General features: G+C 25.7%; 25 protein-coding genes and 2 pseudogenes. 14 read left to right on the top strand and 13 right to left on the bottom strand.

All coding sequences use genetic code 11. The annotated features are described in order from the left end of the window. Positions 1–599, bottom strand: a pseudogene (resT, locus tag HNP68_RS05050) (telomere resolvase ResT); the annotation flags it as partial. Positions 600–888: 289 nt separating this feature from the next. Continuing rightward, entirely contained in the window at positions 889–2,211 is a 1,323-nt protein-coding gene (gene celB, locus HNP68_RS05045; RefSeq protein WP_183221106.1) for a PTS cellobiose transporter subunit IIC, read from the bottom strand. Between the two features lie 224 nt (positions 2,212–2,435). On the opposite strand from celB, the gene HNP68_RS05040 reads away from it, so the two are divergent. The 3 genes from HNP68_RS05040 to HNP68_RS05030 are packed head-to-tail and all read left to right on the top strand — an operon-like array spanning position 2,436 to position 4,217. Continuing rightward, complete coding sequence (locus HNP68_RS05040; protein WP_183221104.1) at positions 2,436–2,783, top strand: PTS sugar transporter subunit IIA; 348 nt, start codon at positions 2,436–2,438, stop codon at positions 2,781–2,783. A gap of 8 nt (positions 2,784–2,791) precedes the next feature. Next, on the top strand, positions 2,792–3,109 hold the full coding sequence (locus HNP68_RS05035) for a PTS sugar transporter subunit IIB (RefSeq protein ID WP_183221102.1): 318 nt from the start codon (positions 2,792–2,794) through the stop codon (positions 3,107–3,109). 10 nt (positions 3,110–3,119) lie between these two features. Further along, positions 3,120–4,217: a DUF871 domain-containing protein gene (locus HNP68_RS05030; RefSeq protein ID WP_183221100.1), complete on the top strand. Its 1,098-nt coding sequence runs from the start codon at positions 3,120–3,122 to the stop codon at positions 4,215–4,217. A 20-nt stretch (positions 4,218–4,237) separates the two neighbouring features. Here the strand turns inward: HNP68_RS05030 and HNP68_RS05025 are convergent, their stop codons facing one another. Then, positions 4,238–4,867, bottom strand: coding sequence for a hypothetical protein (locus tag HNP68_RS05025; RefSeq protein WP_183221098.1), 630 nt, complete (start codon positions 4,865–4,867; stop codon positions 4,238–4,240). Between the two features lie 141 nt (positions 4,868–5,008). Between HNP68_RS05025 and HNP68_RS05020 the strand changes: the two genes are divergently transcribed. From HNP68_RS05020 to HNP68_RS05000, 5 genes are all read left to right on the top strand, one after another. Further along, positions 5,009–6,052, top strand: a complete 1,044-nt coding sequence (locus HNP68_RS05020; protein ID WP_183221096.1) for a hypothetical protein — start codon at positions 5,009–5,011, stop codon at positions 6,050–6,052. A gap of 114 nt (positions 6,053–6,166) precedes the next feature. After that, a complete protein-coding gene (locus tag HNP68_RS05015) occupies positions 6,167–7,093 on the top strand; it encodes a plasmid maintenance protein (RefSeq protein ID WP_183221094.1) in 927 nt (308 codons plus the stop codon). Then, complete coding sequence (locus HNP68_RS05010; protein WP_183221092.1) at positions 7,093–7,611, top strand: DUF226 domain-containing protein; 519 nt, start codon at positions 7,093–7,095, stop codon at positions 7,609–7,611. The genes HNP68_RS05015 and HNP68_RS05010 overlap by 1 nt, the downstream gene beginning before the upstream one ends. Continuing rightward, on the top strand, positions 7,587–8,348 hold the full coding sequence (locus tag HNP68_RS05005) for a ParA family protein (protein ID WP_183221090.1): 762 nt from the start codon (positions 7,587–7,589) through the stop codon (positions 8,346–8,348). The genes HNP68_RS05010 and HNP68_RS05005 overlap by 25 nt, the downstream gene beginning before the upstream one ends. 67 nt (positions 8,349–8,415) lie before the next feature. Next, on the top strand, positions 8,416–8,958 hold the full coding sequence (locus tag HNP68_RS05000) for a chromosome replication/partitioning protein (RefSeq protein ID WP_183221088.1): 543 nt from the start codon (positions 8,416–8,418) through the stop codon (positions 8,956–8,958). A gap of 240 nt (positions 8,959–9,198) precedes the next feature. Here HNP68_RS05000 and HNP68_RS04995 read toward each other — a convergent pair whose 3' ends face one another. Next, positions 9,199–9,696, bottom strand: a complete 498-nt coding sequence (locus HNP68_RS04995; RefSeq protein WP_183221086.1) for an oligopeptide permease-like protein — start codon at positions 9,694–9,696, stop codon at positions 9,199–9,201. An 848-nt stretch (positions 9,697–10,544) separates the two neighbouring features. Between HNP68_RS04995 and HNP68_RS04990 the strand changes: the two genes are divergently transcribed. Continuing rightward, a complete protein-coding gene (locus HNP68_RS04990) occupies positions 10,545–12,137 on the top strand; it encodes a peptide ABC transporter substrate-binding protein (RefSeq protein WP_183221083.1) in 1,593 nt (530 codons plus the stop codon). 257 nt (positions 12,138–12,394) lie between these two features. On the opposite strand, the gene guaB is transcribed toward HNP68_RS04990, so the two are convergent. Then, positions 12,395–13,609 carry an inosine-5'-monophosphate dehydrogenase gene (gene guaB / locus HNP68_RS04985; protein ID WP_183221081.1) on the bottom strand — a complete coding sequence of 405 codons (1,215 nt, stop codon included), beginning with the start codon at positions 13,607–13,609 and terminating at the stop codon, positions 12,395–12,397. Positions 13,610–13,632: 23 nt separating this feature from the next. Further along, the gene (guaA, locus tag HNP68_RS04980; RefSeq protein ID WP_183221079.1) at positions 13,633–15,168 is read right to left on the bottom strand and encodes a glutamine-hydrolyzing GMP synthase; all 1,536 of its coding nucleotides are present in this window, start codon (positions 15,166–15,168) and stop codon (positions 13,633–13,635) included. Positions 15,169–15,423: 255 nt separating this feature from the next. Between guaA and ospC the strand changes: the two genes are divergently transcribed. Further along, positions 15,424–16,059: an outer surface protein OspC gene (gene ospC, locus HNP68_RS04975; RefSeq protein ID WP_183221077.1), complete on the top strand. Its 636-nt coding sequence runs from the start codon at positions 15,424–15,426 to the stop codon at positions 16,057–16,059. A 442-nt stretch (positions 16,060–16,501) separates the two neighbouring features. On the opposite strand, the gene HNP68_RS04970 is transcribed toward ospC, so the two are convergent. The 4 genes from HNP68_RS04970 to HNP68_RS04955 form a co-directional block, all read right to left on the bottom strand. Continuing rightward, the gene (locus tag HNP68_RS04970) at positions 16,502–17,857 is read right to left on the bottom strand and encodes an NCS2 family permease (protein ID WP_183221074.1); all 1,356 of its coding nucleotides are present in this window, start codon (positions 17,855–17,857) and stop codon (positions 16,502–16,504) included. Between the two features lie 108 nt (positions 17,858–17,965). Continuing rightward, complete coding sequence (locus tag HNP68_RS04965) at positions 17,966–19,321, bottom strand: NCS2 family permease (RefSeq protein WP_183221071.1); 1,356 nt, start codon at positions 19,319–19,321, stop codon at positions 17,966–17,968. A 66-nt stretch (positions 19,322–19,387) separates the two neighbouring features. Then, entirely contained in the window at positions 19,388–19,894 is a 507-nt protein-coding gene (locus HNP68_RS04960; protein WP_183221069.1) for a hypothetical protein, read from the bottom strand. Further along, positions 19,869–20,381 (bottom strand): hypothetical protein, encoded by a 513-nt coding sequence (locus HNP68_RS04955; RefSeq protein WP_183221066.1) that lies wholly within the window; start codon positions 20,379–20,381, stop codon positions 19,869–19,871. The genes HNP68_RS04960 and HNP68_RS04955 overlap by 26 nt, the downstream gene beginning before the upstream one ends. Before the next feature lie 46 nt (positions 20,382–20,427). Between HNP68_RS04955 and HNP68_RS04950 the strand changes: the two genes are divergently transcribed. Continuing rightward, on the top strand, positions 20,428–21,123 hold the full coding sequence (locus HNP68_RS04950; protein ID WP_183221063.1) for an ImmA/IrrE family metallo-endopeptidase: 696 nt from the start codon (positions 20,428–20,430) through the stop codon (positions 21,121–21,123). A 9-nt stretch (positions 21,124–21,132) separates the two neighbouring features. Here the strand turns inward: HNP68_RS04950 and HNP68_RS04945 are convergent, their stop codons facing one another. Further along, positions 21,133–21,684 (bottom strand): hypothetical protein, encoded by a 552-nt coding sequence (locus HNP68_RS04945; RefSeq protein ID WP_183221061.1) that lies wholly within the window; start codon positions 21,682–21,684, stop codon positions 21,133–21,135. Between the two features lie 102 nt (positions 21,685–21,786). Here HNP68_RS04945 and HNP68_RS04940 point away from each other — a divergent pair, with 102 nt between their 5' ends. From HNP68_RS04940 to HNP68_RS04930, 3 genes are all read left to right on the top strand, one after another. Then, the gene (locus tag HNP68_RS04940) at positions 21,787–23,031 is read left to right on the top strand and encodes an ankyrin repeat domain-containing protein (protein ID WP_183221058.1); all 1,245 of its coding nucleotides are present in this window, start codon (positions 21,787–21,789) and stop codon (positions 23,029–23,031) included. 326 nt (positions 23,032–23,357) lie between these two features. After that, positions 23,358–24,986, top strand: a complete 1,629-nt coding sequence (locus HNP68_RS04935) for a PTS transporter subunit EIIC (protein ID WP_183221055.1) — start codon at positions 23,358–23,360, stop codon at positions 24,984–24,986. 89 nt (positions 24,987–25,075) lie between these two features. Then, positions 25,076–25,357 carry an acylphosphatase gene (locus tag HNP68_RS04930; RefSeq protein ID WP_183221053.1) on the top strand — a complete coding sequence of 94 codons (282 nt, stop codon included), beginning with the start codon at positions 25,076–25,078 and terminating at the stop codon, positions 25,355–25,357. A 46-nt stretch (positions 25,358–25,403) separates the two neighbouring features. Here the strand turns inward: HNP68_RS04930 and HNP68_RS04925 are convergent, their stop codons facing one another. Then, positions 25,404–25,781 (bottom strand): hypothetical protein, encoded by a 378-nt coding sequence (locus HNP68_RS04925; RefSeq protein WP_235684942.1) that lies wholly within the window; start codon positions 25,779–25,781, stop codon positions 25,404–25,406. An 89-nt stretch (positions 25,782–25,870) separates the two neighbouring features. Further along, a pseudogene (gene resT, locus HNP68_RS04920) lies at positions 25,871–26,356 on the bottom strand (telomere resolvase ResT); the annotation flags it as partial.

Below are 26,356 nucleotides of genomic sequence, written 5' to 3'. Positions count from 1 at the left end.
GGACGACGCCCTATTGCCATTAAAACTCCATAAAATTTCAATCTAACATCTCGGTTCTGATTTAATAAAAGTTTAATCATTTCAATATAAGTATTGAAATTAATTTTAACAAATATCTGTTCTTTCCTATAACTATTGATTTTTTCAATTTTATATTTATGAGCATAATCATTTAACCATTTTGGAGTTACAAACAAATCTATAAAATATTGAAAATAGAGCCTCTCATTATTAATTTGATTTAAAAATATTAACTCTTCTATTTTTTTCTGATCTTTAATTCCTATATTTTTTAATTCTTTTATTTTTTTCGATTTCCAAAAAAATAAAAAAGTATTATCTCTTTTAATCTTTTCAATTACTGAAAGATTAATATATTCTTTGATTATTTTACGAGTTTTCGAAAGATTTAAAATTATTGAACGATTTGTAAATTTATCTTTTCTAAAAAGAATAGCTTTATGATTTTCGGCAAGAATTTTTATTTTTTCTTTCACTTTTAAATACGAAAATTCATTATTGAGATATTTAGTATATATAGTTTCTAGCTCTTTTCTAAATATTTCAAAATCATTTTTTATCTTCACTTTTGGAGGCATATTAATTCAATTATACCAAGTTTAAAATTTTTAACTAAGTAAAAAATTTCTGATTTTCCAAAAGGTTATCTATATAGATTAGATTAAATAATGCAATATTGTACCAAACTAAATAAAACTCACCAAAGCAATGCCACTCATGCCAACCAATCTTTTCATTGATTTAAAACACAAGAGAATAAAATTTAAATTATTAAATAAATTTTTATTGCCTAAAAAAGAGCTATTTATAAATAGCTCTTTTGATATTTTTATCACAAGTTTTACAATAGCAATTTAAAAAAATTTGCTACTCTTTTTCCTGTAAAAGCAGAACTTTATCATATGCTTTTATAAAGGGCAAATACATAAATACCGAAATAATTAATAATAGTACAACCAAAACAAACGCTTTAATATCAAGCCCTGTAGAAAAAAAAGCCGCAATCGGAGCAGGGGTTGTCCATGGAGTCAAAGTTCTGACCCTTTCAATAATTCCAAAATTAGTAAGAGTATATGCAACAATTATATTAAACATAGGAATAAGTAAAAAGGGAATACCTAATATAGGATTTAAAACTATTGGCGCCCCAAACATAATAGGTTCATTGATGTTAAAAAGACCAGGCGCAAATGAAAGCCTACCCATGGCCTTTAAATGTTGAGATTTACTAAGCATCATAGCAATAGCAAGGCCTAAAGTTGCACCACTACCACCAATATATACAAACGAATCAAGAAATCCCCCCGCTAAAATATGGGGAAGTGGAAGATTGTCAGAAAGAGCTCTAATATTAGAATCAAGATTTGTCAAAATTATAGGATTAAGCAGAGCAATAATAACATTAGTACCATGAAGACCACAAAACCATAATACATGAACAATAAAAGAAATCATTAAAGTCCCAACTAAAGTATCACTAATTTGCAAAACAGGTCTAAACATACTCATAATTATTTCAGGGAAAAGGCTTCCTACCGAACTTTGAATAGCAACATTAACACTTTGCGCTACAATTGAAAGTACAATAACAGGCACCAAAGCTTCAAAAGATTTTAAAACAGCAGGAGGAACAGACTCTGGAAGTTTAATTGCCATATTCCTTTGCACTAAAAATTTATAAACTTCAACAGAAAAAATAGCAGAAATAATAGCCGTAAATATCCCTTGAGCACTAAAATATCTCGCATCAATTACAGGAAACCATGCATTGGGTTGAATTCCCCATTTATCAGTATCCCCACCGTAAGGTATCCAATCTGATTGTCCAGCTAAAATTAAAAATGTATAAAGAGATAAAAATCCCCCTGTAATTCCACTAAGTTTATAATGATTAGATAAATTATACCCAATACCAAAAACAACAAATATGGACATAATTCCCATACTTACATAAAATGGCTGAACAAGATTTCCTTTATATTTAGCCATTAAATCAACATACCACTGCTGATACAACAATGTTTGAGAATCTGTAAATGGCAAATTAACTAAAAGCAAAATAAAAGAACCAACTATCAAAAAAGGCATAGAAAAAGTAAAACCATCTCTTAAAGCAATTAAATATCTATTTGAACCAATTTTACTAGCAATAGGAACTAAAGTAGTTTCAATAAAATCTTGAAAATTCATGCAAATAATCCTCCAAAAAAAACTAATTAAAAGTTATAACTAACGACTTGTAATATTAAGTCTAATATAACTCAATTGATAATCATTATATCAAAAAATTCTTACTGGGATATATTTAAAATAAAATTATTTGTTTTAAATAAATCTTATAATATAATATATTATAAAATTTATTTAAAAAATATTAATTATTGATTTATAAATAAAAGGAGTATATTTTATATATGAATAAAAAAATATATAGCATAGAAGAATTAATAGATAACATAAGTATGCCTGTTGTAGCTTACTCCGGTGAAGCTAAAAGCTTTCTAAGAGAAGCTTTGGAACATGCTAAAAACAAAGACTATGAAAAAGCAGAACTTGCCATACAAGAAAGTAAAAACTCTATTTCAAAGGCCCATGAAACACACAGAGAAATAATACAACAGTCAACTACTAATCCAAACTCTATTAAAATACCTTTTATTTTAATTCATGCTGAAGATCATTTAATGTCTGCAATTTCAGAATTAAGCATTTTTGAAGAATTAATCAATGTTTATAAAATAATAAATGAAATAAAAAAATAGGAGAAAATATGAACATACTACTTGTATGTGGAGCTGGAATGTCCACAAGTATGATGGTACAAAGAATTGAAAAGCATGCTAAAGCAAATAATATAGATGCAAAAATTGAAGCTATTGCTGAAACACGACTTGAAGAAGTTGTTGACCGCTTTGACGTTGTTTTACTTGCACCACAATCAAGATTTAATAAAAAAAGACTTGAAGAAATCACAAAACCTAAAGGAATTCCAATCGAAATAATTAACACAATCGATTATGGAACAATGAACGGAGAAAAAGTATTACAAGTGGCAATTAACGCATTTAATAATAAAAGTTCTTCTTGAAGAGGTTAAAATGAAAGAAATTGGAATATCCATATACCCTAATGTAAGCAATAAAAATAAAATTATTGAATACATTGAGAAAAGTGCTCATTTTGGATTTACTCAAGTATTTACCTCTTTACTATATATTAACGGAAATGAATTTGACATGTTTAAAGAATTGCTAAACATTGCAAATAAAAACGGAATGAAACCTATTGTTGATGTAAGTCCTCAAATTTTCAAAGAATTGGAAATCGATCTTTCAGATCTTAGGAATTGTTCAAAACTAGATTATTTCAAAAGACTTGGTGCTTGGGCAATTAGATTAGACAATACATTTACAGGCATAGAAGAATCATTAATGACTTTTAATGATTCTGACCTTAAGATTCAACTTAATATAAGCAATATAAATAAACATATTGACACAATAATGTATTTTAAACCTAATATAAAAAATTTGCTTGGATGTCATAATTTTTATCCCCACAAATATACAGGACTTTCAAGAACTTTCTTTAAAGAAACAACAAAAATATTTAAACATTATTCAATCCCAACAGCTGCATTTATTAGTTCTAATCATGCAGAAGAATGCGCACGCGGAAAAGAAAAAGAAGGAGTTCCCACACTAGAATCGCACAGATCTAAAGATATAGAAACCCAGACAAAAGATCTTTTCAAAGAAGGAATAGATACTGTCCTAATTTCTAATTGTTTCCCAAGTGAATCAGAACTAAAAAAAGTATCAAAAGTAAACAGGAATATTTTAGAAATCAAAGCAAACATAAATCCAAAAGCAACTTTAGTGGAAAAAGAAATAATGCTTGAAAATTTACATTTTAACAGAGGAGACATTAATTCCTATAGAATTCGATCAACTATGCCAAGAGTATACTACAATGATAAAAAATTTCCTGTGCATTCCCCAAATGAAATCAAAAAGGGGGACATCTTAATAGATTCTTCAAAATATTTAGGTTATGCAGGAGAACTTCAAATATCATTAAAAGATACTCCAAATAATGGCCTTACAAACGTAGTTGGGAAAATAGTTGATGATGAAATATATCTACTTGAAAAAATAGAACCTTGGGAAAAATTCAAAATAGTAGAAAATAAATAAATGCCCTAATAAAAGTTTGTTTATTGTAAAAATTTCTCAATTGCTTTAAGAACATAATAATAAACAGTAATGTAAGACTCTTTTAAATCAATATTTTTAGAACTGTTAAAAAAATATATAAACTCATTAGTGGTGGAATTAAGGTCTTCAATATGATTTTTAAGCTCAAAGTCCCGATTAATAGCTTTTATGTCATCCAAATTTAAAATAATAGTGGCAATATTTTGGATATTGCTATTGATATTATTTTTTAAAGCAATTTTTTTATCGAAACTGTTAATAACGTTAAATTCAGGTTCATTTGAATTTAACTTAGAAATTGTTAATTTAAATTTATGATCAAAAAAAATACCAAAATCATAGGTTAATAAACCTTCTTTTTTAGAACTTAAAATCAATTTTATTACAATATTATTGCTAAATTTGTCTAAAATAAAAAAATAAGAATAATAACTAATATCTTTAATAGAAGCAAAGAAATCCTTAGCATGAATACCGGTTTTAAATTTGCCATTTCCTAATGATTCATATAAACCAATTTCAATTTTTATTGCTTCATCTAAAGATTTAATAAAAATTGAATGAGCGCTAATATTACATGAAAATAAAAAAAGAATAAAGGTAAAAAGAAAATTATTTTTTATTTTCATATAAGATTTCTCACAAAATATACTAATATTAATAAAAAGCTTACATAAAAAGTATAACAAATTCTTCAATAATTAAAATCAAAAAGAATGTAATTATTGCACTAGAATTACATTTATATAAAAGCACTCAAGGAATAAAAAATGAAATACCTAAAAACCATTTCCTTATTTTTACTAATTTTAAGTTGCAAATCCATCTCAAATGGTAATTTCAATCTACACGATACAAATCATAAATTAGGAAAAATAAAATTTCAAGAAGATTCAATAATAAGCAGAAATTATGACAATAAAATATCTATTGTGGGGGTATATAACCCTTTAACAGAAAAAGAAAATTTTAAAATCAATATTTACATCAAAAAAAAGGGATTGCAAATAAATCCCGAAAGTATTTTGATAAATGAAGAAAAAATTAATTATTTCAAATATAAAGCAGAGCTTAAAATAAAATCCAACTTTAATATAAGTATTATTAGTATTTCACTAACTAATTCAAGAGATCTATTAACCCATATTTATGATAAAAGTATAGGGAAATACATTAACATTGACTTTCAAGACAATTGGAATGTATCGCACAGCACAAAATTCAATAAGGACTATGTTTTAGAATATTTAACAGATTTTGATAAGGAAGCTAAAATAGCTAAAAATATATTACAAAAACGTATTGATAATAGAAAAATCGAAATTGAAAAAACAGAGCTTAAAACAGAATATAATGAAATAGAAGATTATTACATCTACAGTATGAAAATTCCAAAATTATTTGAAAAATATAGCACACCTGCAGAAACTTACGAAACATTTGTTATAGCAAATTATTATCCCTGTGAAAATTTAAATATTCTTTTTCTAAATTTAAGCCTATACTCTGATCAATTACGCTTTTTAAACTCCATTTATGATGAAAATGACAGAAAATTAAAAATTGAGCCTCCCATGAGAACTTTAAAAGATTCAAAAACAATAAAAGAAACATTAAATATAGTATTAAGTCCCCAAAAAATAATCGAACTGACAAAAAACATTGAAAAAGATATTACTTTAAAATTAAAATCTTATGGGGAAAAAGGGGAATTCACATTTGAAATATATAAACCACTTCTTCTAAAATTTTTAAAAGAAGTGGATCATTGTATAAAAAATTTACAATCAAGTAGACAAAATTCTATAAGATAAAATATATGTCTACTTGATTGTAAATTCCCCAATAAAACTTTACTTTTTTTAGTAAGTGTATTATTATTTATTGCAATGCTTAATGCAATAAAAGATCAAACGATAGGAGATTAAATGTATCAATTAACAACTACTAAAATACCTTTCAATAAAGTAGTAGACAGAAGATTGAAAATATTTTGGGTAATCCAAAAACTAAGTGTTAACTATTTCATATCCAAAAAAAAATATTCTCTAAGCAATGTTGTGGTAATGACGAATTCTATATTGGAAAAAAAAGGTTTTAAAAAAGTTACTAAAAGAACAATCCAAAATGACATAAAAATTTTTGAAAATTTAGGATTAATTAAAAGTCATTTCAATCCGCTTGGAAAAAACAATGGAAGCTTTACTTACTATACAATAAACAAAGCTCTTGAGAAATTTGCTAAAAAAATTATAAGTACAGCTTATTTTATTAATAAAAAAATTAAACTTGAAAAATCAAAAAATAAGGAACTAAAAAAATTTAAAATAGTTGAAGAATCTCAAAACTATAAAATTTCATATCAAATAACTTCACATGTATTAAGTAATAATATAAGTAAAAACTATAAGAATTCTAAACGTTTTAATAAAAAACAAAACATAAAAAAAACAATAAACTTTCTAGAAAAAGAAATCATAAATAAATCAAAAAAAATAAATTTAGAAGAAATAAAGCAAATAACAAAAAACATAACAAGTTACAAAAACTCACTATGGAATTTGAAAGACTTTATGGAAGAATTATATGAATACGAAGAAACAAAAATTGTAAGGTTTTTTAAAAAAAACTTAGAAAAAAGGAAAAATAAAGTATGGTTTATGGCAAAAAAATTTAAAAACACAGACTTTAATAAACTTATAAAAAAATTCAAAATGGAAAATAAAATAAAATTTGAAAAAAATCCACAAATTCAAACACCAAACAATATAAAAAATGCTATTGTACTAATGAAAAATCTAATAGAAAACCAAAAATATGATAAAAAAATCATAAAACAAGGTCAAAAAAGTTAATGGAAAACAAAGAAATTAAAAAAAAATTTTTTAACAAAATTGAACAATCAGAAAACAAAATTATTTATCATACTAAAATCTTTAGTATGATAAATAATTTTGAAGCAAAACCTAAAAAAGGTAAATTTTGGTTGTGTCTCAGGAATGTATTTAACAATAAAAAATATGAAAGTTTTCATTTATTTTCAATAAAAGAAAACGATAAATTTATAGGGATATTTTATGGTTTTATAAATCTTTCAAAACCATTTATCATAAATTATTCAGAAAAAGGAACAAAAAAAACTGTGCGATTAAAAAAAATATTTTATACAGAATTCAGGTTTAAAAAAGGCAGTGTTTTTTGCTATATAAGAAGCTTATACATATTCACCAAAAATGTAAATAAAAATAAAGTATTTTACAAATCTCTTTTAGAAAGAACTTTAAAAATCGAAAAAGAAATACACAAATTTTACGGTAAAAAATATGAAATCAATAGGGGAATATTAAATTGGATACAAAAAAACCAAAAATAATAACAATAGCATCAATCAAAGGGGGAGTAGGAAAAAGTACCACAGCATTAATGTTCACAAATATACTTTCAAAAAAAAATAATAAGACATTATTAATAGACTTGGATCCACAAGCAAGCAGTACAAGCTTTTATATTAAAATCATAAAGAAAAAAAATTTTAACCCAAAAGACATTAACATATATAAAGTCTTTAAAAAAGAAATAGACATAGAAAATTCAACAATTAAAATTAATGACAAAATAGATTTCATAGCCAGTCATATAAACCTAAGTAGGTTTAATGAAGAAAGTGTTTCACTAAAAGAAAATTTGCTAAAAATCTTTTTAAGCTTCATTCAAAATAAATACGATTTTATAATAATGGATACAGCACCTACATTAGGAAGCTTACTTAACAACAGCCTAATAGTTACAGACTATTTAATTATACCATTAACAACTGACCAATGGGCAATTGAAAGTTTAGATCTAATAACAAGTAGATTGCAAGATCTTTTTAGACAAGATTTACCAATATTTTATTTAATAACCAAATTTATTGAAAGACAAAATATTGATAAAGAACTTAAAAATTTTATCGAATATGAATATAAAGACAAATTTTTAGGAAGTGTACCCAAGAGAGACAATTTACGTAAAACTATTTTTTATAGAGAAAATTTTAACTTTAATGAAGACTATTATAAAGCCTATGAAAATATACTTGAAAATTTTTTAAGGATAATATCAAAATAGTTCCATATGGAACTATTAGTTCCATATGGAACTATTTTGATATTATCCTTTGGAGATAAAATAAAATATGAAACTAAATAAAAAAATAGAAATTGTTAAAAGGGTTGAGATCAATAAAGATGAAATTAAAAAAACAAGAGAATCTAGATATTTAAAATTAAAAGAAAAACTAAAAATTTTGATAAAAGAAGAATCTTATAACAAAATTGAAACAGCCCGAATTTTAAAAGAAATTAACGATAATAAATATTACGTTATAGATAATTATAAAAGCTTTATCCATTTCATAAAAGATTATAATATGGCAAAAACTACAGTTTATAGATATATGAAATTAGCAATAGGAATAGACAATGGAAAAATCAATTACGAAATAATTATAAAAAAAGGAATACATTATGCTATGCAAATTTTAGAAAACAACGGTATTATAGACAATTCAAAAAAAGTATTAAATAGGTCCTTTAAACTAAAAATTAAAGATGAAGAAAGCTTTAATTTTTATAAATCAAATACCAAATTTGTTAGTTTTTTACTAAAAGAGCTATATTATAACAATCAAAAATTACTTACAAACATTAAAAATAAATATGAAAATTTTAAAAAATAATGTATCAATATTCTATAAATATTGATACATTCAAAAAATATTTTAAAAACACTTTACAAAAAAATAAAATACTATATAATAATCTATATAGATTGAGATGCAATGTCTCGCTCTTGTTGTTTGATTAGAATAATAAGTTGGCTACCTTGTGGTAGCCTTTGTCATCTTTAAGAATTATTAAAATAACATTTATACAAAGCAAGTAAACACCCTATTATAAAACAGAATTTTATTCTATATTTAATTTGTATAATCTTTATTCTCAATTGATTCAATCATTACTAAAAAATCCAGAATTTTGTATTTTTTCAAACTTAAATCCTCTAGTCCAATTTTGATTTTAACCGTAGCATTCTTATAAGACGCATCTTCTTCTTTTACTATTTTTTCCAATAAAGGCTTAGACAAGGCAAATGAGGAATAATTAATCCAATTGCCAAAAAAATGGTTATCATCTCTTTTATGACTTATTTTCCCTTCAATTCTAGTTCCATCCGGTAAAAATAAAGGAGTTTGCTCTGTTATACTATGATTTCTAAATTGTGTATATAAAAAAATCTTAGTTATTCCTGTTTTGTAGTTGAAAATTCCTTTAAGTTCTGCGTTTTTGTTTAATCTTTGGTATATTCTAAATGTTTTTCCAAATTGATCATGCTCAACGTTTAAAGAAGCGCAAGATATTAATAAAAAAAATGCAAACAATTTTAAAAATTTCGATTGATCTTTATATAATCCCATATCCCTCTCCTTTGGTAAAAAAATTATATATTAATGAAGATAATAATATATTTTTTATTAGATCATTGCAAACAATTTTTAATAAAATAATTATTTTTTTTTAAAAAACGATTCACAAAGTTTTTTTCTATAATTTAATATTTTTTTCAAAAATATTGTGGATGGTTTTTAAAACCAAGAAATTAATTTCAAAAACACAAACAGAATTCCTTTTTTGTTAATGAAATTTTCAAATTTATCTTTTGCTCAGTATTACAGTAAGTTACTGAAAATGTAAAAATAAAGATTTCATGCGTTTTAATATTTTAAAAGATGTCTTAAAAGCAACAAAGTTCTTACAAAAACTTTATTGCCACAAAGGAAGTGTTAAATATTAAATTGCAATTTACAAATTATAATTTAATATTTAAATAGATCAATAAAAAAATTTAAAAATTATTTTTATATACATAGAATAACCGTTGGAGAGGAACCAGTGAAAAATTATAATTTTTTTAATAAAAGGTTAACTATTTTGTTTATTTTAATAATTTTTAGTTTTCAGAAAAATGTTAGTTTTTATGGATTATTATATCATTTTTATAAAAAAAGAAATTATCAATGTAAAATACGAATTTTGGTTTAAAAAATTCAATATTAAAGTAATTAGAATATATCCCGATAAATATTGAAAATCAAAATATGATAGATATCATTTTAATGAAGAATAAATTATAAGTTTTTATTTTAAGAAGCGTTTAAGTTCTTTTAATGATGTTTTTTAATGATGTTAATGAGATATTACATTTCATATATAATAAAATATAAGCAAAATTTAAATTTATAAAAACTTATAAAGGATGCTTGGTATGAAAATATTGATAAAAAAGTTAAAAGCAGTGTTATTTTTTAACATAATCTTATTTATTGCTTGTGTTAAAGAAAATGATGGGCACAAATTGATGTTTAAGCTAAACATTGGAAGCGAGCCTGCTACTTTAGATGCTCAGTTAATAAACGATACGATTGGATCAAAGATTGTGAGTCAAATGTTTCTTGGCATTTTAGAGGGAGATCCTAAAACTGGAGGATACAGGCCAGGACTTGCTAAAAGTTGGGATATTTCTAATGAAGGAACGGTTTATACGTTTCATTTAAGGGATAATCTTGTTTGGAGTGATGGAGTTGCTATTACTGCTGAAGGGATAAGAAAATCTTATCTTAGAATTTTAAATAAAGAAACTGGTGCGTCTCTTGTTAGCATGATTAAGTCGGTTATAAAAAATGCAGAAGAGTATTTTGATGGAAAAGTAGATGAATCTGATCTTGGAATTAAAGCTCTTGATGAAAAAACTTTAGAAATAACGCTAAAATCCCCAAAACCCTATTTTCTTGATATGTTAGTACATCAAACGTTCATTCCTGTACCAGTACATGTTATTGAAAAGCACGGACAAAGTTGGACAAATCCTGAGAATATGGTTGTTAGTGGTCCTTTCAAATTGAAATCTAGAGTTTTAAATGAAAAGGTTGTTCTTGAAAAGAACAATAAATATTATAAATCCAAAAATGTTTTTCTTGACAACATCATATTTTTTACTACAGACAATAGTATTACAGCTTATAATATGTATTTAAATGATGAAATAGATGCAATTTTTAACAATGTTCCATCAGATTTACTTAAAGATCTCAGGCTTAGGGATGATTATTATTCAATAGGTGCTAATTCAACTTATTTTTATTCTTTAAATACCAAATTAAAACCACTTGACAATGTTAAAGTTAGAAAGGCACTATCTCTTGCTATTGATAGAAAAACTTTAACAGAGAGCGTTCTTAATGATAGTTCCATCCCCACGAGAAGAGCAACCCCAGATTATATTGATTACTCTTACAAACACAATTTAAGCTTATTTGATGCTGAAATGGCAAAAAAACTTTTGGTAGATGCAGGGTATCCTAATGGAAAAAATTTTCCTTTATTGAAAGTAAAATACAATACAAATGATAGTCAGAGAAAAATTGCTGAATTTATCCAAAATCAGTGGAAAAAAAATTTAAATATTAATGTTCAGCTTGAAAATGAAGAGTGGTCAACTTATATAAATAGCAGGGTAAATGGTAATTATGAAATAATAAGGGCAGGTTGGTCAGGAGATTATGCGGATCCCATGACATTTTTAAGCATCTTTAAAACTGAAAACACCTCTTTTTCATCTTATGGGTATTCAAATCCTGAATATGATAAACTTTTAATAAAATCAGATCATGAAAGAAGTATTTCTGAAAGACAGAAGATTTTAAAAAAAGCAGAGGCAATAATAACCGAAATAGATTTTCCAGGTGTATTTATTAATATAACTTCTTCTAGTTATCTTTTTAGGAACGATAAGTGGAAAGGTTGGGAGCCAAATGTTTCGGAAAGGTTTAATCTATCTGAGATAAAGCCAATTAAATGATTTATATTTTATTTTTTAAAAAATTAATTTTTGATTACAAACAGTTTATAGCCAGATCTTTTGATTTGGCTATAAATAAAAATAAGAAATGAATTTTTTCTTATTAATTTTAGAGATATTATTTTACAATAGAGTAAATTTTTAGCGCACTAATGTTAGAAAATGTATTGTAAAGTAGGCGAAATTATTATGTTCCTAATTATTTGCCTGCTTTTAAGGTGTTATTTAATTTGATACATATTTTTTTATTATATTTTTTATGTTATGTTAAAAACATCGTGAGGATGGGATTCTTTTAATGAAGAATGGCTTATTTTTACAAAGTTAGAATTTATTTTTAAATCAGATATTGTGCTTGTTCCTAAGTAACCCATTCCGGACATTAATCCGCCTTTTAATTGAGCCAAAATATCTTTTAATTTTCCAGAATACGGTACCATTCCTTCAATTCCTTCAGGAACTAATTTTTTAGGTTCATTGTTTTCAAGTTGAAAATATCTTGATTTAGAGCCTCTTTTCATAGCAGAAATAGAACCCATTCCAACATAAGATTTGAATTTTTTTCCATTGTAAATTATTTCTTCTGAAGGAGATTCTTTTGCGCCTGCAAAGAGATTGCCTATCATTACGCTATCAGCTCCTGCTGCGATGGCTTTAACTACATCTCCTGAAAACCTGATTCCGCCATCTGCTATAATGCAAATATTTGTGTTTTTACAAACTTCATAAACATCACAGATTGCTGTTATTTGGGGAACACCAACTCCCGCAACGATTCTTGTTGTGCATATACTACCCGGACCTATTCCTACTTTTAAACAGTCTGCTCCTGCATTGATTAAATCTAATGCAGCTTCTTTTGTTACTATGTTGCCAGCAATAAGATCTAAGTTTGGATATTTGTTTTTAATTGTTTTGACAAGTTCTAATATTCTTGTAGAATGACCATGGGCAGAGTCTATGACAAGTAAATCTACATGTGCTTTTACAAGCTCTTCAACTCGTTCTGTGGTATCAACATCAATGGAAACAGCAGCGCCTACTCTTAGTCTATTATTCAAATCTTTGCAGGCATTAGAAAAATCTTCAGCGTATTCCGCATTTCCGTATATTTCGGGAGCTTTGAGCTCTTGTTTTGGTACAAGCATTTCGGTTACTTGTTCGTTTGTCCCCTTATTTGTGTTAATAGTTTTTTGAATTTTGTATGTTTTTACTTTCTCTATTTCTTTTTTTTGATTCTCTATCGACATATTTTTATGTATAATCCCGATACCACCTTCTATAGCAATGGCTATTGCCATTTGACTTTCTGTGACAGTATCCATAGCTGAGCTTAAAAATGGTATATTTAAAGATATATTTTTTGTCAATTTTGTTTTTAAGCTGACCTCACTAGGCAATACAGAGGATTTTCTTGGAATTAAAGAGACATCATCAAAAGTTAAAGCTTCTTTTATTATTTTATTTATCATAAAATTCCCTTTTATTGTTTTTATTATTCCCATTCTATGGTTGACGGAGGTTTGGAAGAGATATCATAGCAAACTCTATTTATACCCCTAACTTCATTGATTATTCGTGAAGAAACTTTTTTTAAAAAATTATAAGGAAGTTCAGTCCATTCTGCAGTCATGAAGTCTTGAGTATTTACGCATCTAATGACAGCTGTGTATTCATATGTTCTTTGATCTCCCATTACGCCTACGGATTTTACAGGTAGCAATACAACAAATGCTTGTCTTATTTTATAATATAAATCATTTATGAAAAGCTCTTCTGTGAGTATATTGTCTGCTTCTTGCAAGATGCTTATCTTCTCTTGTGTTACTTCTCCAATTATTCTTATAGCCAATCCTGGACCTGGAAATGGGTGCCTATAAAGAGCTTCTTTTTTAATGCCTAGATTTATTCCGATTTGAATTATTTCATCTTTAAAAAATTCATTCAAAGGTTCCAAAAGTTTTAAACGCATTTTATCTGGAAGTCCTCCCACGTTGTGATGAGATTTAATTTTTGAAGAAGTGTTATTTTTTGATTTAGATTCAATTACATCAGAATAAATTGTTCCTTGAGCTAAATATTCTATATTTTGATATTCTAGAGTAATTTTTTCAAAAATATTAACAAATTCTTTTCCTATTATTTTTCTTTTCTCTTCAGGATCACTTACATTTTTCAAATGGTTTAAAAATTCTGCAGAAGCATTAATATATTTTATATTTAAATCATATTGATCCTTTAATTCTAGTATTTTTTTTTCTTCATTTTTACGCAACAAACCAGTATTTACAAAAACGCAGATTAAATTTTCTTTTATTGCCTTTTTTATAAGTAATGCGCAAACTAAAGAGTCTGTTCCACCAGAAAGCCCTAAAATAACCTTTTTACTACCTACTTTAAGTTTAATTTTTTCTACAATAGTTTCTACATTGCTTTCTAATGACCAATTAGGTTGAGCTTGGCAAATTTTAAAAACAAAATTTTTAAGTATTTGGTCACCGAATTCAGAATGAGTTACTTCTGGGTGAAATTGTAGACCATAAATTTTTTGAGTTTCATTTGATATGGAAGCAATACAATTATTTGTAAAAGCTAACTGTTTGAAATTGTTGGGAATTTTTTCAATACTATCTCCATGACTCATAATTATTTGAAATTTTTTTGGAAGTTCTGAAAATAAAATAGATTTTTCATCTTTTAGAAAGATTTCAGAGCTTCCATATTCTTGTTTACAGCCTTTAGATACTAAGCCCCCAAATAATTTAACAATTAGTTGCATCCCGTAACATATTCCTAAAACAGGTATTTTTAAATTAAAAATTTCTATGTTCAAGATAGGAGCTTCTTTCGAATAAACAGAATCGGGTCCCCCACTTAGTATTATTCCTACGATGTTCATATTTTTAATTTCTTTTAAAGGGGTACAGTAAGGCATTACTTTTGTATAAACGCCAATTTCTCTAATTCTTCTTGCAATTAGCTGACTATATTGGGAACCAAAGTCTAATACAAGTATTGCACGAACATTCATTATACAAGTCCTTAATATAAATAAAGTTGTTATTATTAAAACCCATTCCATTCAATTGTAACATATTTATCTTTGTTTCTGTCAATCTTAAGGCTAAATTAAGACGATTAGTTGGTAATAATTTAAATAATTTTTCAATAAATTTATTGAAAAATTATTTAAATTATTACTCTTGAAAAATTATTTTTTTTATATAAAAAATTGAAAAAATAAAATTATTGAATTAATAATTCAATAAAAAGGAGGCACAAATTAATGAAAAAGAATACATTAAGTGCAATATTAATGACTTTATTTTTATTTATATCTTGTAATAATTCAGGAAAAGATGTAACTACATCTACTGATTCTGTTGATGAGTCTGTGAAAGGGCCTAATCTTACAGAGATAAGTAAAAAAATTACAGATTCAAATGCAATTGTACTGGCTGTGAAAGAAGTTGAGACTTTGCTTTCATCTATCGATGAAATTGCTACTAAGGCTATCGGTAAAAAAATAGATAATAATACCGGTTTAGGTAATGAAGCAGGGCAGAACGGATCATTGTTGGCGGGGGTTTATGCAATATCAACCCGAATAACACAAAAATTAGATGGATTGAAAAATTCAGAAGTATTAAAAACAGAAATTGAAAAGGCTAAGAAATGCTCTGAAGAATTTACTAATAAGCTAAAAGGTAGTCACGCAGAGCTTGGTAAAAAGGATGCTGCTGATGATGATACAAAAAAAGCTATTTTAAAATCAAATGCGGATAAAACTAAGGGTGCTGAAGAGCTTGAAAAGTTGTTTAAATCAGTAGAAAGCTTGTCAAAGGCAGCTCAAGAAATATTAACCAATTCAATTAAAGAGCTTACAAGTCCTGTTATGGCAGAAAGTCCAAAAAAACCTTAATTTAGGTCGATATTATAAGATTAATTTGTTTTAAAAAAAGTAACTGGAAAAATAAAGTCAATTAAAGCCAAGAAAGATTTCTTGGCTTTTTATTTTTTATATTTTCAATAATTTAAGAAATTAATGTCAAATAAGTATTAAATGTATGACCTTAAAAACAATTTTTAAGAGCAAGGCTTATTTCAATATAATCGTTAATAAATTGAATTTAAGTATTAAATATAAAAAAATTAGTTATCAGTTTTATTTAGAGATTATAAAAGTTTAATTTTGAACGCTTAAATAGTTTTAGCAGATTTTTTAAAAATACGTAGTTTATATAAGATTTTATAAAGTTATTCAGTAAGTGGAATATCTTGATAATAAAAATTCTTTTTTTATAATTTAAAATTTAGTTTCTTATAAAGCAAATTTTAAATTTTTTTTATAAATAGCAAATCAATTAATAACCATAAATAAATTTAATAATAAAAATTAGACAGAGTATTATCATTATTGGAGAGATTTTATTTTTTTTATTTTCTAATAAATTAAGTATTAAGTTGATTAAAACATAAAATATTATTCCAATGCTGATCCCCGAAGAAATATTGTATGTTAAGGGAATTAAAAAAAATATTAAAAAACTGGGAATATTTTCTCTTATATTAGAGAAATTAATTTTTATTATTTCTTTGCACATTGAAAATCCTACATATATTAGTGCTGCGGCGGTTGCGCTAGCAGGAACAGCAATAAATAATGGAGAAAGAAATATTGCAACAAAGAACATTATTCCCGTTACTATTGTTGTAAGCCCAGTTTTGCCACCTTCTTCTATTCCCGTACAACTTTCAATGTATGCTGTTACAGTAGAAACCCCCATTATTGCTCCAACAGTAGTAGAAATGGCATCAATTAAAAATACTTTACCAACATTGGGAATTTTCCCATTTTTATCTAACATATTACTTTTTGCTGCTACTGCTATTAAAGTACCCAAAGTATCAAATAAATCGTTAAACAGCAATACTAATACAATTGTAATAAAGCTCCAAAAATGTTTGTTTAATATGTAGGAAAAATCCAACTGATTAAATATTGGCTTAATAGATTCGAATCTTAAAATTCCGTCTGGAAAACGAATTCCAGCAGTAACGGCGCTTTCTGGATTAAAGATTGCATATGTCCAAGCTATGGCAGTAACTGAGCAAATTGCCCAAAGTATACTTCCTCGTACATTTAATTGTTCAAAAATTACAATAAAAAATAATCCTAAAAATGTAAATAAAACTTTTAAGTCAATAAATGATCCGATTCCAACCAATGTGGCATCATTTTTAATGATGATTCCACCATTGACAAAACCAATAAAAGCAATAAAAAGCCCTATTCCAACTGTGATAGAGTATTTTAAATTTACTGGTATAGAATTTGCAATACTTTCTCTAGCTCTTGACAGAGACAATACAATAAAAATAAGTCCTTCAGTAAAAACAGCAGCTAATGCAACTTGCCAAGGGATATTCATTCCAATTACTACGGAAAATGCAAAAAATGCATTAAGGCCCATGCCTGGAGCTAGTGAAATAGGGGTATTAGTATAAAGCCCCATTAATATACTGGAAAATGCTGATGTTAAGCATGTTGCAGTAACTAATGCACCAATTGGCATACCTGTGCTAGATAATATTGCTGGATTAACAGCTATTATGTATGCCATGCTCAAAAAAGTAGTAATCCCCGCTATAATTTCTTTTTTATAATCAATGGTGTTATTTTTAAATTGAAATAATAATGTTTCTTTGGATTGATTCATTATAAATTACTCCTTAAATTTCATTTTATATCAAAAATAAAACCAACACTATTCATTATATTTAATCTACTAGCAAAATGTAGGAATAAATTTAATTTAATGAAAACATTAATACCCATAAGCAAATTTAATAATAAAAATTAAGCACAATATTAACATTGTAGGAGAAATCTTAATTTTTTCTTCACTAAAAAAATTTAATGATACATTTACCAAAATGTAAAATATTGCTCCAATAAAAAATCCTGAGGAAATACTATAAGTTAGAGGAATCAAAAAAAATATTAAAAAACTAGAAACATTTTCTCTAATATTATAGAAATCAATTTTTACTAGCTCTTTACACATTGTAAATCCCACATATATTAAAGCAGCAGCAGTGGCACTAGCAGGAACAGCAATAAACAGAGGTGAAAAAAAAACTGCAAATAAAAACAATAATCCAGTTACAATTGAAGTAAGACCCGTTTTGCCACCTTCAGCAATTCCTGTAAAACTTTCAATATAAGTAGTAACAGTAGAAACTCCCATTATTGCTCCAAAAGTAGTAGCAATGCCATCAACTAGTAATATTTTTTTTGCATTAGGAATTTTCCCATTTTTATCCAACATGCCACCTTTTGTTGTAACACTTATTAAAATACCCACAGTATCAAATAAATCATTAAATAGAAGAATAAAAACTATTGATATAAAAGTCCAGAAATGCTCGCTCAAAACATAGGAAAAATCTAATTGATTAAATATTGGTTTAATAGATTCAAATCTTAAGATTCCATTAGGAAGATGTATTCCAATGGATTTGGCACCTTCTAAGTTAAACATTGCATATATCCAAGCCGTAATAGTAACTATACTAATTGCCCAAAGTATACTTCCTCTTACATTTAATTGTTCAAAAATTGCAATAGCAAATAATCCTAAAAATGTAAATAAAACTTTTAAGTCAATAAATGACCCGATTCCAACCAATGTAGCATCATTTTTAATGATGATTCCACCATTGACAAAACCAATAAAAGCAATAAAAAGACCTATTCCAACTGAGATAGAGTATTTTAGATTTATCGGGATGGAGCTTATAATTTGCTCTCTTACCCTTAAAAAGGATAGGAGAATGAAAATTAATCCTTCAATAAAAACAGCAGCTAATGCAACTGGCCAAGGAATATTCATTCCAATTACTACAGTAAATGCAAAAAATGCATTTACACTCATTCCAGAAGCCAATGCTAGAGGCGTATTAGTGTAAAGCCCCATTAATATGGTAGAAAATGCTGCTGTTAGACAGGTTGCAGTGACTAGTGCACCAATTGGCATCCCTGTATTAGATAGTATTGCTGGATTAACGGCTATAATATATGACATACTCAAAAAAGTAGTAATACCTGCAAAAATTTCCTTTTTATAGTTAATATCACTGTTTTTAAATTGAAAAAACAAACCTTTTATATATTTTTCCATAAATTTTCCTTTATATTTTTTTAAAATATTTTTAATAATAATACCCTTTTAATTCTTTTAAAAGACCTATTTAATCTTATTAAGCATATTATTCTGACAAAGAATATTTTCACTGTCGGGCAAGTTTGAAAATACAATAGTTTTAATAACCTTTTCAGAACTATTTATAATAACAAATTTTCTAGCTTTAATAAGCTTTAAATAAGCTTTTAAAGAAATATCGTTTCCAACGCTAAAAAAGGTTTGCAGATATTTCTGATTAATCAGTTTGTGACGATTAAATAAAAATAAAGTAATTATGTCATTTCCAACTTTTAAAAATAAAGGTTCTTTATACCTTAAATTCCACTTATTAGAAATAGTAAAATAATGCCTTAAAGAAATTTTATTATTCTCTTGAATTAATTTAATATATTTAGAATCTTTTTTTAATTCAGGAATACCGTCAAAAGAAATTGTAGAACAAGACAATGTTAATTGTAGTAGATAAAAAAATAATAAGTATTTTTTTAAAATTTTCAGATCATTCAATAATATACTATTTTTTTTATAAAATTTTATTTTTAAATGCATATTCTAAAGTATTTTTTGTATTCTTGAAATTAACATCAATAAATCTTGGATCATATTGCAAGGTGTCCTTAGTCCAAACTTGAAAAGAATCGTTGTTAAATAAAAAAACTAGCTTTTTGTAGGGGGTTAAAGCTTTTAACATAAGAGTGAAATTGTCTTTATTAAGATTGATGTATAAAAACTTAAAATTTCCAATACTAACTACCTTAGAAATGGCAATACTTCCGATATATTTATTATCTTGAATTAATTTTAAATAACCTTTAGTAAAATTTAAATTTGAGTCTAGCATAACATTTAAAAATACAGTAAATCTATTACTAGATTTGTCTTTTTTAATATAGATTTGACTATCTGGATAAAAATAAAGAAAATAATCTGCTCTTTCAATTTTTTCAAAATTCTTTTCTAAGTCTTCTGCAATATTCAAAATTTTGCAAGAAAAACAAATAAAAACTATTAAAATCAAATAAAAACTATATTTCATAATTAACTTATATTATACAATACAGAAAGGAGAGTATTTATATTAAATGGATGAAAACAACTTTGGCTCTTATATTGCAAATTCTAAAGTCTATTCGGATTATATAATATTAAAACATAAAATATTACTTATTCCTGTTCCTATAATAAAAATTGCTATGGAAGAAGATCTTAAAATTTTTGAAATAGGTTTTCAAGATAAACATAAAGATTTTTCAGGATATATTCAACTAAATGAAAAATCTTTATATATAAATGAAAATATGAGTCTTGAAAATAAAAGATTTACAATAGCAAAACACTTGGGACATTATTTGATGCATAAAGATCAAATAAAAAATTTATCTAAAAATGAAAATTATTACAATGATATTCAAGATAGTCAAATGATAACAGAAGCCAATATATTTGCAGCAAATATTTTAGTTCCAACAATCACATTAAAATTAAAATTATCTAAATATAAATCTATAGAGTATCCTCAAAAAGCAATAGCAAAAGAATTTCAAGTAACCGAAAATACAATTTATTTAAAATTAAGTATACTTAATGATCTTAGCAAAATAAATAAAATAAAAAAGAGTAAAAAGTTTTTAAAAATTAAAACTACAAAGCATAAAGCAGATAATAATATCTACCTCCACAATACAGATAAAATTAAAGAATCAATAGCTATTGATTTGGAAAAATATGAAATTGAAAAAAAAGAACAAATTAAAAAAATATTTGAAGACCTAGAGTAAAAAGCTTTTTTAAATTGAAAACTTTTTTAGTATATATTCCATCTTTACATTAGCCAAGACTAAATAATCTTTACTCTTAATAAGAGAATCTAAATGTTTTTTTGCAATTACAATCCAATACTTATCATCCATAAATTTTTTAGTAGTTGGAAAATTTATTATTAATGAAAAATTTTTTAAAATTTTTTGTTTTTCAAGATAAGACAAAACTTCTGCCTTAAACGCTGCACCTTGGGTCGAACTATAAGCAATAAGTATCCCATATAATTTTTTATTATAAATAAAAAGATCCTTAATAAAATTAATATTACTATTGTAATTAGGTTCATCAACATAAACATAAGCACTATTCTTGACATTTTTTAATCTTTCAAAATCAGATGAACGATATAAATATTTGTAATCTTCTGTTTTAAAATTTGAAATCTTCAAATCAGGATAATTCATCAAAGATGTTAAAACAGTTAAATTTATTTTATCTTTTTCTGGTATTTTAACCAAAGAAATTGTTGAACAGCCGCAAAGAAATAAAAAATAAACAGGAATTAAAAACTTCTTCATTTAATACTTTAATTGTATGTTTTTAATAAAATAAAGTAAAGTAAATCAAAATTATATAAATATTTTGATATAATATAAAAACGAAGTTTAAAAGGACATATAATGAATTATTATGTGCTAAGCAAAATATTTCTATATTCTGGGTACCTTGTTGTTGGATTTTTATCTTTTACAATTTTCAATAAAAACTTACGAAATAAAATCAGAAAGAAATTAAAAAACTTATACTTTTTATATTATTTAACTTTTTTTGCTCTTTTTATAATCAGCTCAAATTTATCTTATTATTTTACTGAAAAGCAGTTATTGGAAAATTTTAATATTTTTGAAAAAGAATTTTTTGAAATACATAAGATAAACGAACAATTTTTTCAAAAATACTTACTAAATTTTCCAGTGCCAATAAGAATGGAATTGATGTCAAAATTTAATCCACTATATACAGTATTTAATGCTAGCTTTGAGAAATATTCTAAAAATATTGGCAAAAGTTCTTATGAAATCCAAACAAATTATAAAAATTACGTCAAAGCAACAAATTCAGAAATTAAAAAAAAAATAGAACAAATAAAAGAAAATATTACCCCTATTTATAATAAATATAAATTACCTATTCTAAATGGAGAAAATACAGAAATAGGTATTGATTCAAATGGAAATATTATTCCTGTTACAAAAAATACAAACGGTCAAATAACAGAATTGCTTTTTTACGATCAAAATTATAATTTAATTCCCTTTAAAAAATTTGAAAACTATGAAGTTAAATTTGATCTAATCCCAGAAAATAAAAATATACACTTTAAAGAACTAATAAATGTTTATTATTTTGATGAAAATAATATTACTAATCCCATAGAATATTATAAAAATAATATTGAGACTAACCCTTATTACATAGACTTACAAGAAGATAAAGACAACTTTCTTAAAACAATAAAAATTAAAAAAGAGTATGGTTTATACTTGGAGAAAAAAAAACAACTACAATATTTAACTGAAAATGATAAACTTAATGATTTTAAAGAATTTTTAGCAAAAAATAACAATATTTTTTCATTAAATACAATATTTTCTAACGGCAATCCAATATTTACTTATGCCATAAATGTAAAAGCAAAAAATATTATAAATTATATAATAACAAAAGAATTTAACATTAATTTAACAAATCAAAGTTCTCAAACAGCTCTTCATAGTGCCATAATTAAAAATTACGATTTAAAATTTATTAAATCACTTATTAAAAAAGGGGCTAATCCATATATCAGAGATAGCGACAATAAACTACCTATAGATTACTCTAATAAAACTAATGAAATCTATAAATATTTAATTGGCATTTAATGTTGTCATGCTAATTTAATTAGCATGACAACAACATTCTAAACCAAATTGATTCGATCTATTAGGTTTAAACTTAATTTAAAATAATTATATTGAGAATAAAAGTTACAATCGATATTTAAATAATAAATGACATTTAATTAAATTAAAAATAATCTTTAATATTTTTTAGAAGTATAAAAGTTTATAAACAACCATTTAATAATATTATTATTTATCCGTTGTTAATCTTTACAAGATCTAAAAATCTTGTTAAGATATTAAGCGTATTAATTAAATTAATTATTTTAATTAATTAATTTGAATTTAATAAAAAGGGGAAAATTATGACAACATCATCAGCATCTATATCTATATTTACAATATTACAAAAAATAGGAAAAGCTTTCATGCTTCCCATAGCACTTCTACCAGCAGCTGGAATTTTATTGGGAATCGGAGGAGCATTTACTAACGAAACAATGATTCAAGCTTATGGATTAGAAGAAATGCTTGGGAAAGGAACTGTAGCAAACTCAATACTTTATCTTATGAAATACACGGGGGAGGTAATTTTTGCAAACTTGCCTTTAATGTTTGCAGCAGCAATTCCAATTGGACTTGCTAAAGTAGAAAAAGGAACAGCCGCTCTAGCGGGAGTAGTTGGCTTTTTAGTTATGCATCAAACTATAAATGGAATCTTATACATACAAGGAATCACACCAGAAAGTGCCAGCCTAAAAGCACTATTAGAATTAGGAATGCCTGAAACAGCTGCAACTGCAAAAAGTCAGGAATATACAAATGTACTTGGAATATTTTCTCTTCAAATGAGCGTAATGGGGGGATTTATAGCAGGATTTATTGCTGTCTTTCTTCATAACAGATTTTATAATATTCAACTACCCACATTTTTAGCATTTTTTGGGGGTACAAGATTTGTACCAATCATAACAACAATAACAATGTTTATAGTGGGAATATTTTTAACATTTATTTGGCCTTTTATCCAAGGTGCAATGACTTCGTTCGGAAAAATTGTAGAACAATCCGGACTTTTTGGAACATTTGCATATGGAGCAATAAAAAGGTCTTTAATTCCGTTTGGACTTCACCATATATTTTATATGCCATTTTGGCAAACAGCTGTTGGTGGGACATTGGAAATAAATGAAGAGCTCATATCAGGAGCACAAAATATATTCTTCAAACAACTTGCAGATCCTAATACTGTACACTTTGAAGTTGCAAAAGGAACAAGGTTTTTTAGCGGAGAATTTGTCGTTATGATTTTCGGATTACCTGGAGCTGCGCTTGCTATGTACCATACATCAAAACCCGAAAATAAAAAAAACGTAGCTTCATTATTACTATCTGCTAGCTTTACATCAATGTTAACAGGAATTACAGAACCTCTTGAATTTGCATTCCTTTTTGCAGCACCAGCGCTTTATTACTTTATATACGTTCCTCTTTTTGGATTAGCGTATCTTTTAACACACCTTTTAAACGTAGGGGTGGGACTAACATTTTCTGGCGGATTTATAGATATGTTTCTATTTGGAATACTTCAAGGGAATAGCAAAACAAATTGGATAGCAATTCCTATATTAGGAATCTTCTACTTTATTGGATTTTATTTTATATTTAAATATGCAATCATGAAATTCAATCTTAAAACAATAGGAAGAGAAGATGCAGAAATGGAACAAGATAGCATAGGTCCAGAAAAAACAAGTTTATCAGAAACTTCTTCAAAAGTATTAGAAGGTCTTGGAGGTAAAGATAATATTACATACATTGATGCATGTGCATCAAGACTAAGAGTTAATCTAAAACAAATAGAATTAGTCAAATCAGATGCCTATTTCAAAAATCTGGGTGCTAGTGGAATATTAAAAAAGGGAAATAGTGTCCAAATTGTATTTGGAGGATTATCCGATAACATAAAAATGGAAATAGACAAGCTTATGTAAAATTTTAAAAATAAAATATAAAAACAGCTAATCCAATAGAAAAATTTTAAAATTTTTCTATTGGATAAATTCTATACAAGAAGGTAATAATGTATAAACAACAATATTTTATTTCTGGGAAAGTTCAAGGTGTTGGTTTTAGATTTTTCACAGAGCAAATAGCAAATAATATGAGACTAAAAGGGTTTGTAAAAAATCTAAACGATGGAAGGGTAGAAATTGTGGTTTTTTTTAATACTAAAGAACAAATGAAAAAATTCGAAAAATTACTAAAAAATGGAAATAAGTATTCAAACATTGATGATATTGAAAAACAAACTTTAGATGAAAACTATCCCTTCCAATTTAATAGCTTTAAAATTTATTATTAGAACTTACTTTCAGTTTGTCAAATACCTTAATTTTTTAAAACTTGGCTTAATGCCTTAAATCAAAATTATTATTCTTGGAATAAGACGCACCTCTAAAAAAATGTTCAACTTTAAATTTCAAAAATTCTAAAGACTTCCGGTTTCTACAAAAGATATTCAAATTGCCATCAGAAAATTTAATATCAAGACCACAATTACAATCTGTTTTTAAAAATCTACATGAAATAAAATTACCATTTGAACCATTTCTATTAAAAAGAATAAAATATTTTTTACCTCTTTTAGAATCTTTAAAATAAATTTTAAGCCAATCTCCTTTTGGCTTAACTGAAGCTAACTTATCATAAAGATAAGAAATATAAATCGTTCTATTATCATTAGATTTTAAAATTTTTTTAAAGAAATAACGAAGACCTATTTTCATATCAGTTATATAATATCTTATTAATAAAATATTTTCTAATATTCTCAAAATGTATTAAACAATAACTAAAATTTTAAAAAAAGCAAAAATTATAGTTTATAATTAAAAATTATTGATAAATATTCTGTAAGTTTTATGTAGTTATAATTGTATCCGTATGTAGCTTTAAAAGCTTTGCGAATTTTAACATTCAATCCCCTAACCATCGCTAAAGTTTCTAAATCATCCTTCAACATCAAATCTTTAATTACAATCAAAGTTTTAATATAATTATCATCAAACATCCGAGGCTCTTTAATCAAACCTTCTAAACGATCCATTGTAATAATAGAATAGGTGGCTTTACGTCTAACGTATGTATAAATTCTTTGATTAAGCAATTTTAATAAATTGTTGTCTGCTTTATCATCTAAATTATCCAAAACATACCGATTATAATGAAAGGCTGTTGTTATGTCGCTTGGTTCGTGTCCTAGAACCTTTGTTATCCAATAATTCATTTCCATGGTTTTGGGCGCAAATGCAAGATAAGAAAATTTACAATAAATAGCTCTGCAAAAATAAACAGATTCTTC

The organism is Borreliella yangtzensis (genome assembly GCF_014201775.1).
Taxonomy (GTDB): Bacteria; Spirochaetota; Spirochaetia; order Borreliales; family Borreliaceae; genus Borreliella; species Borreliella yangtzensis.
The sequence above is the reverse complement of the archived record's forward strand: the minus strand, read 5'-3'. Positions and strand labels throughout refer to the sequence as shown.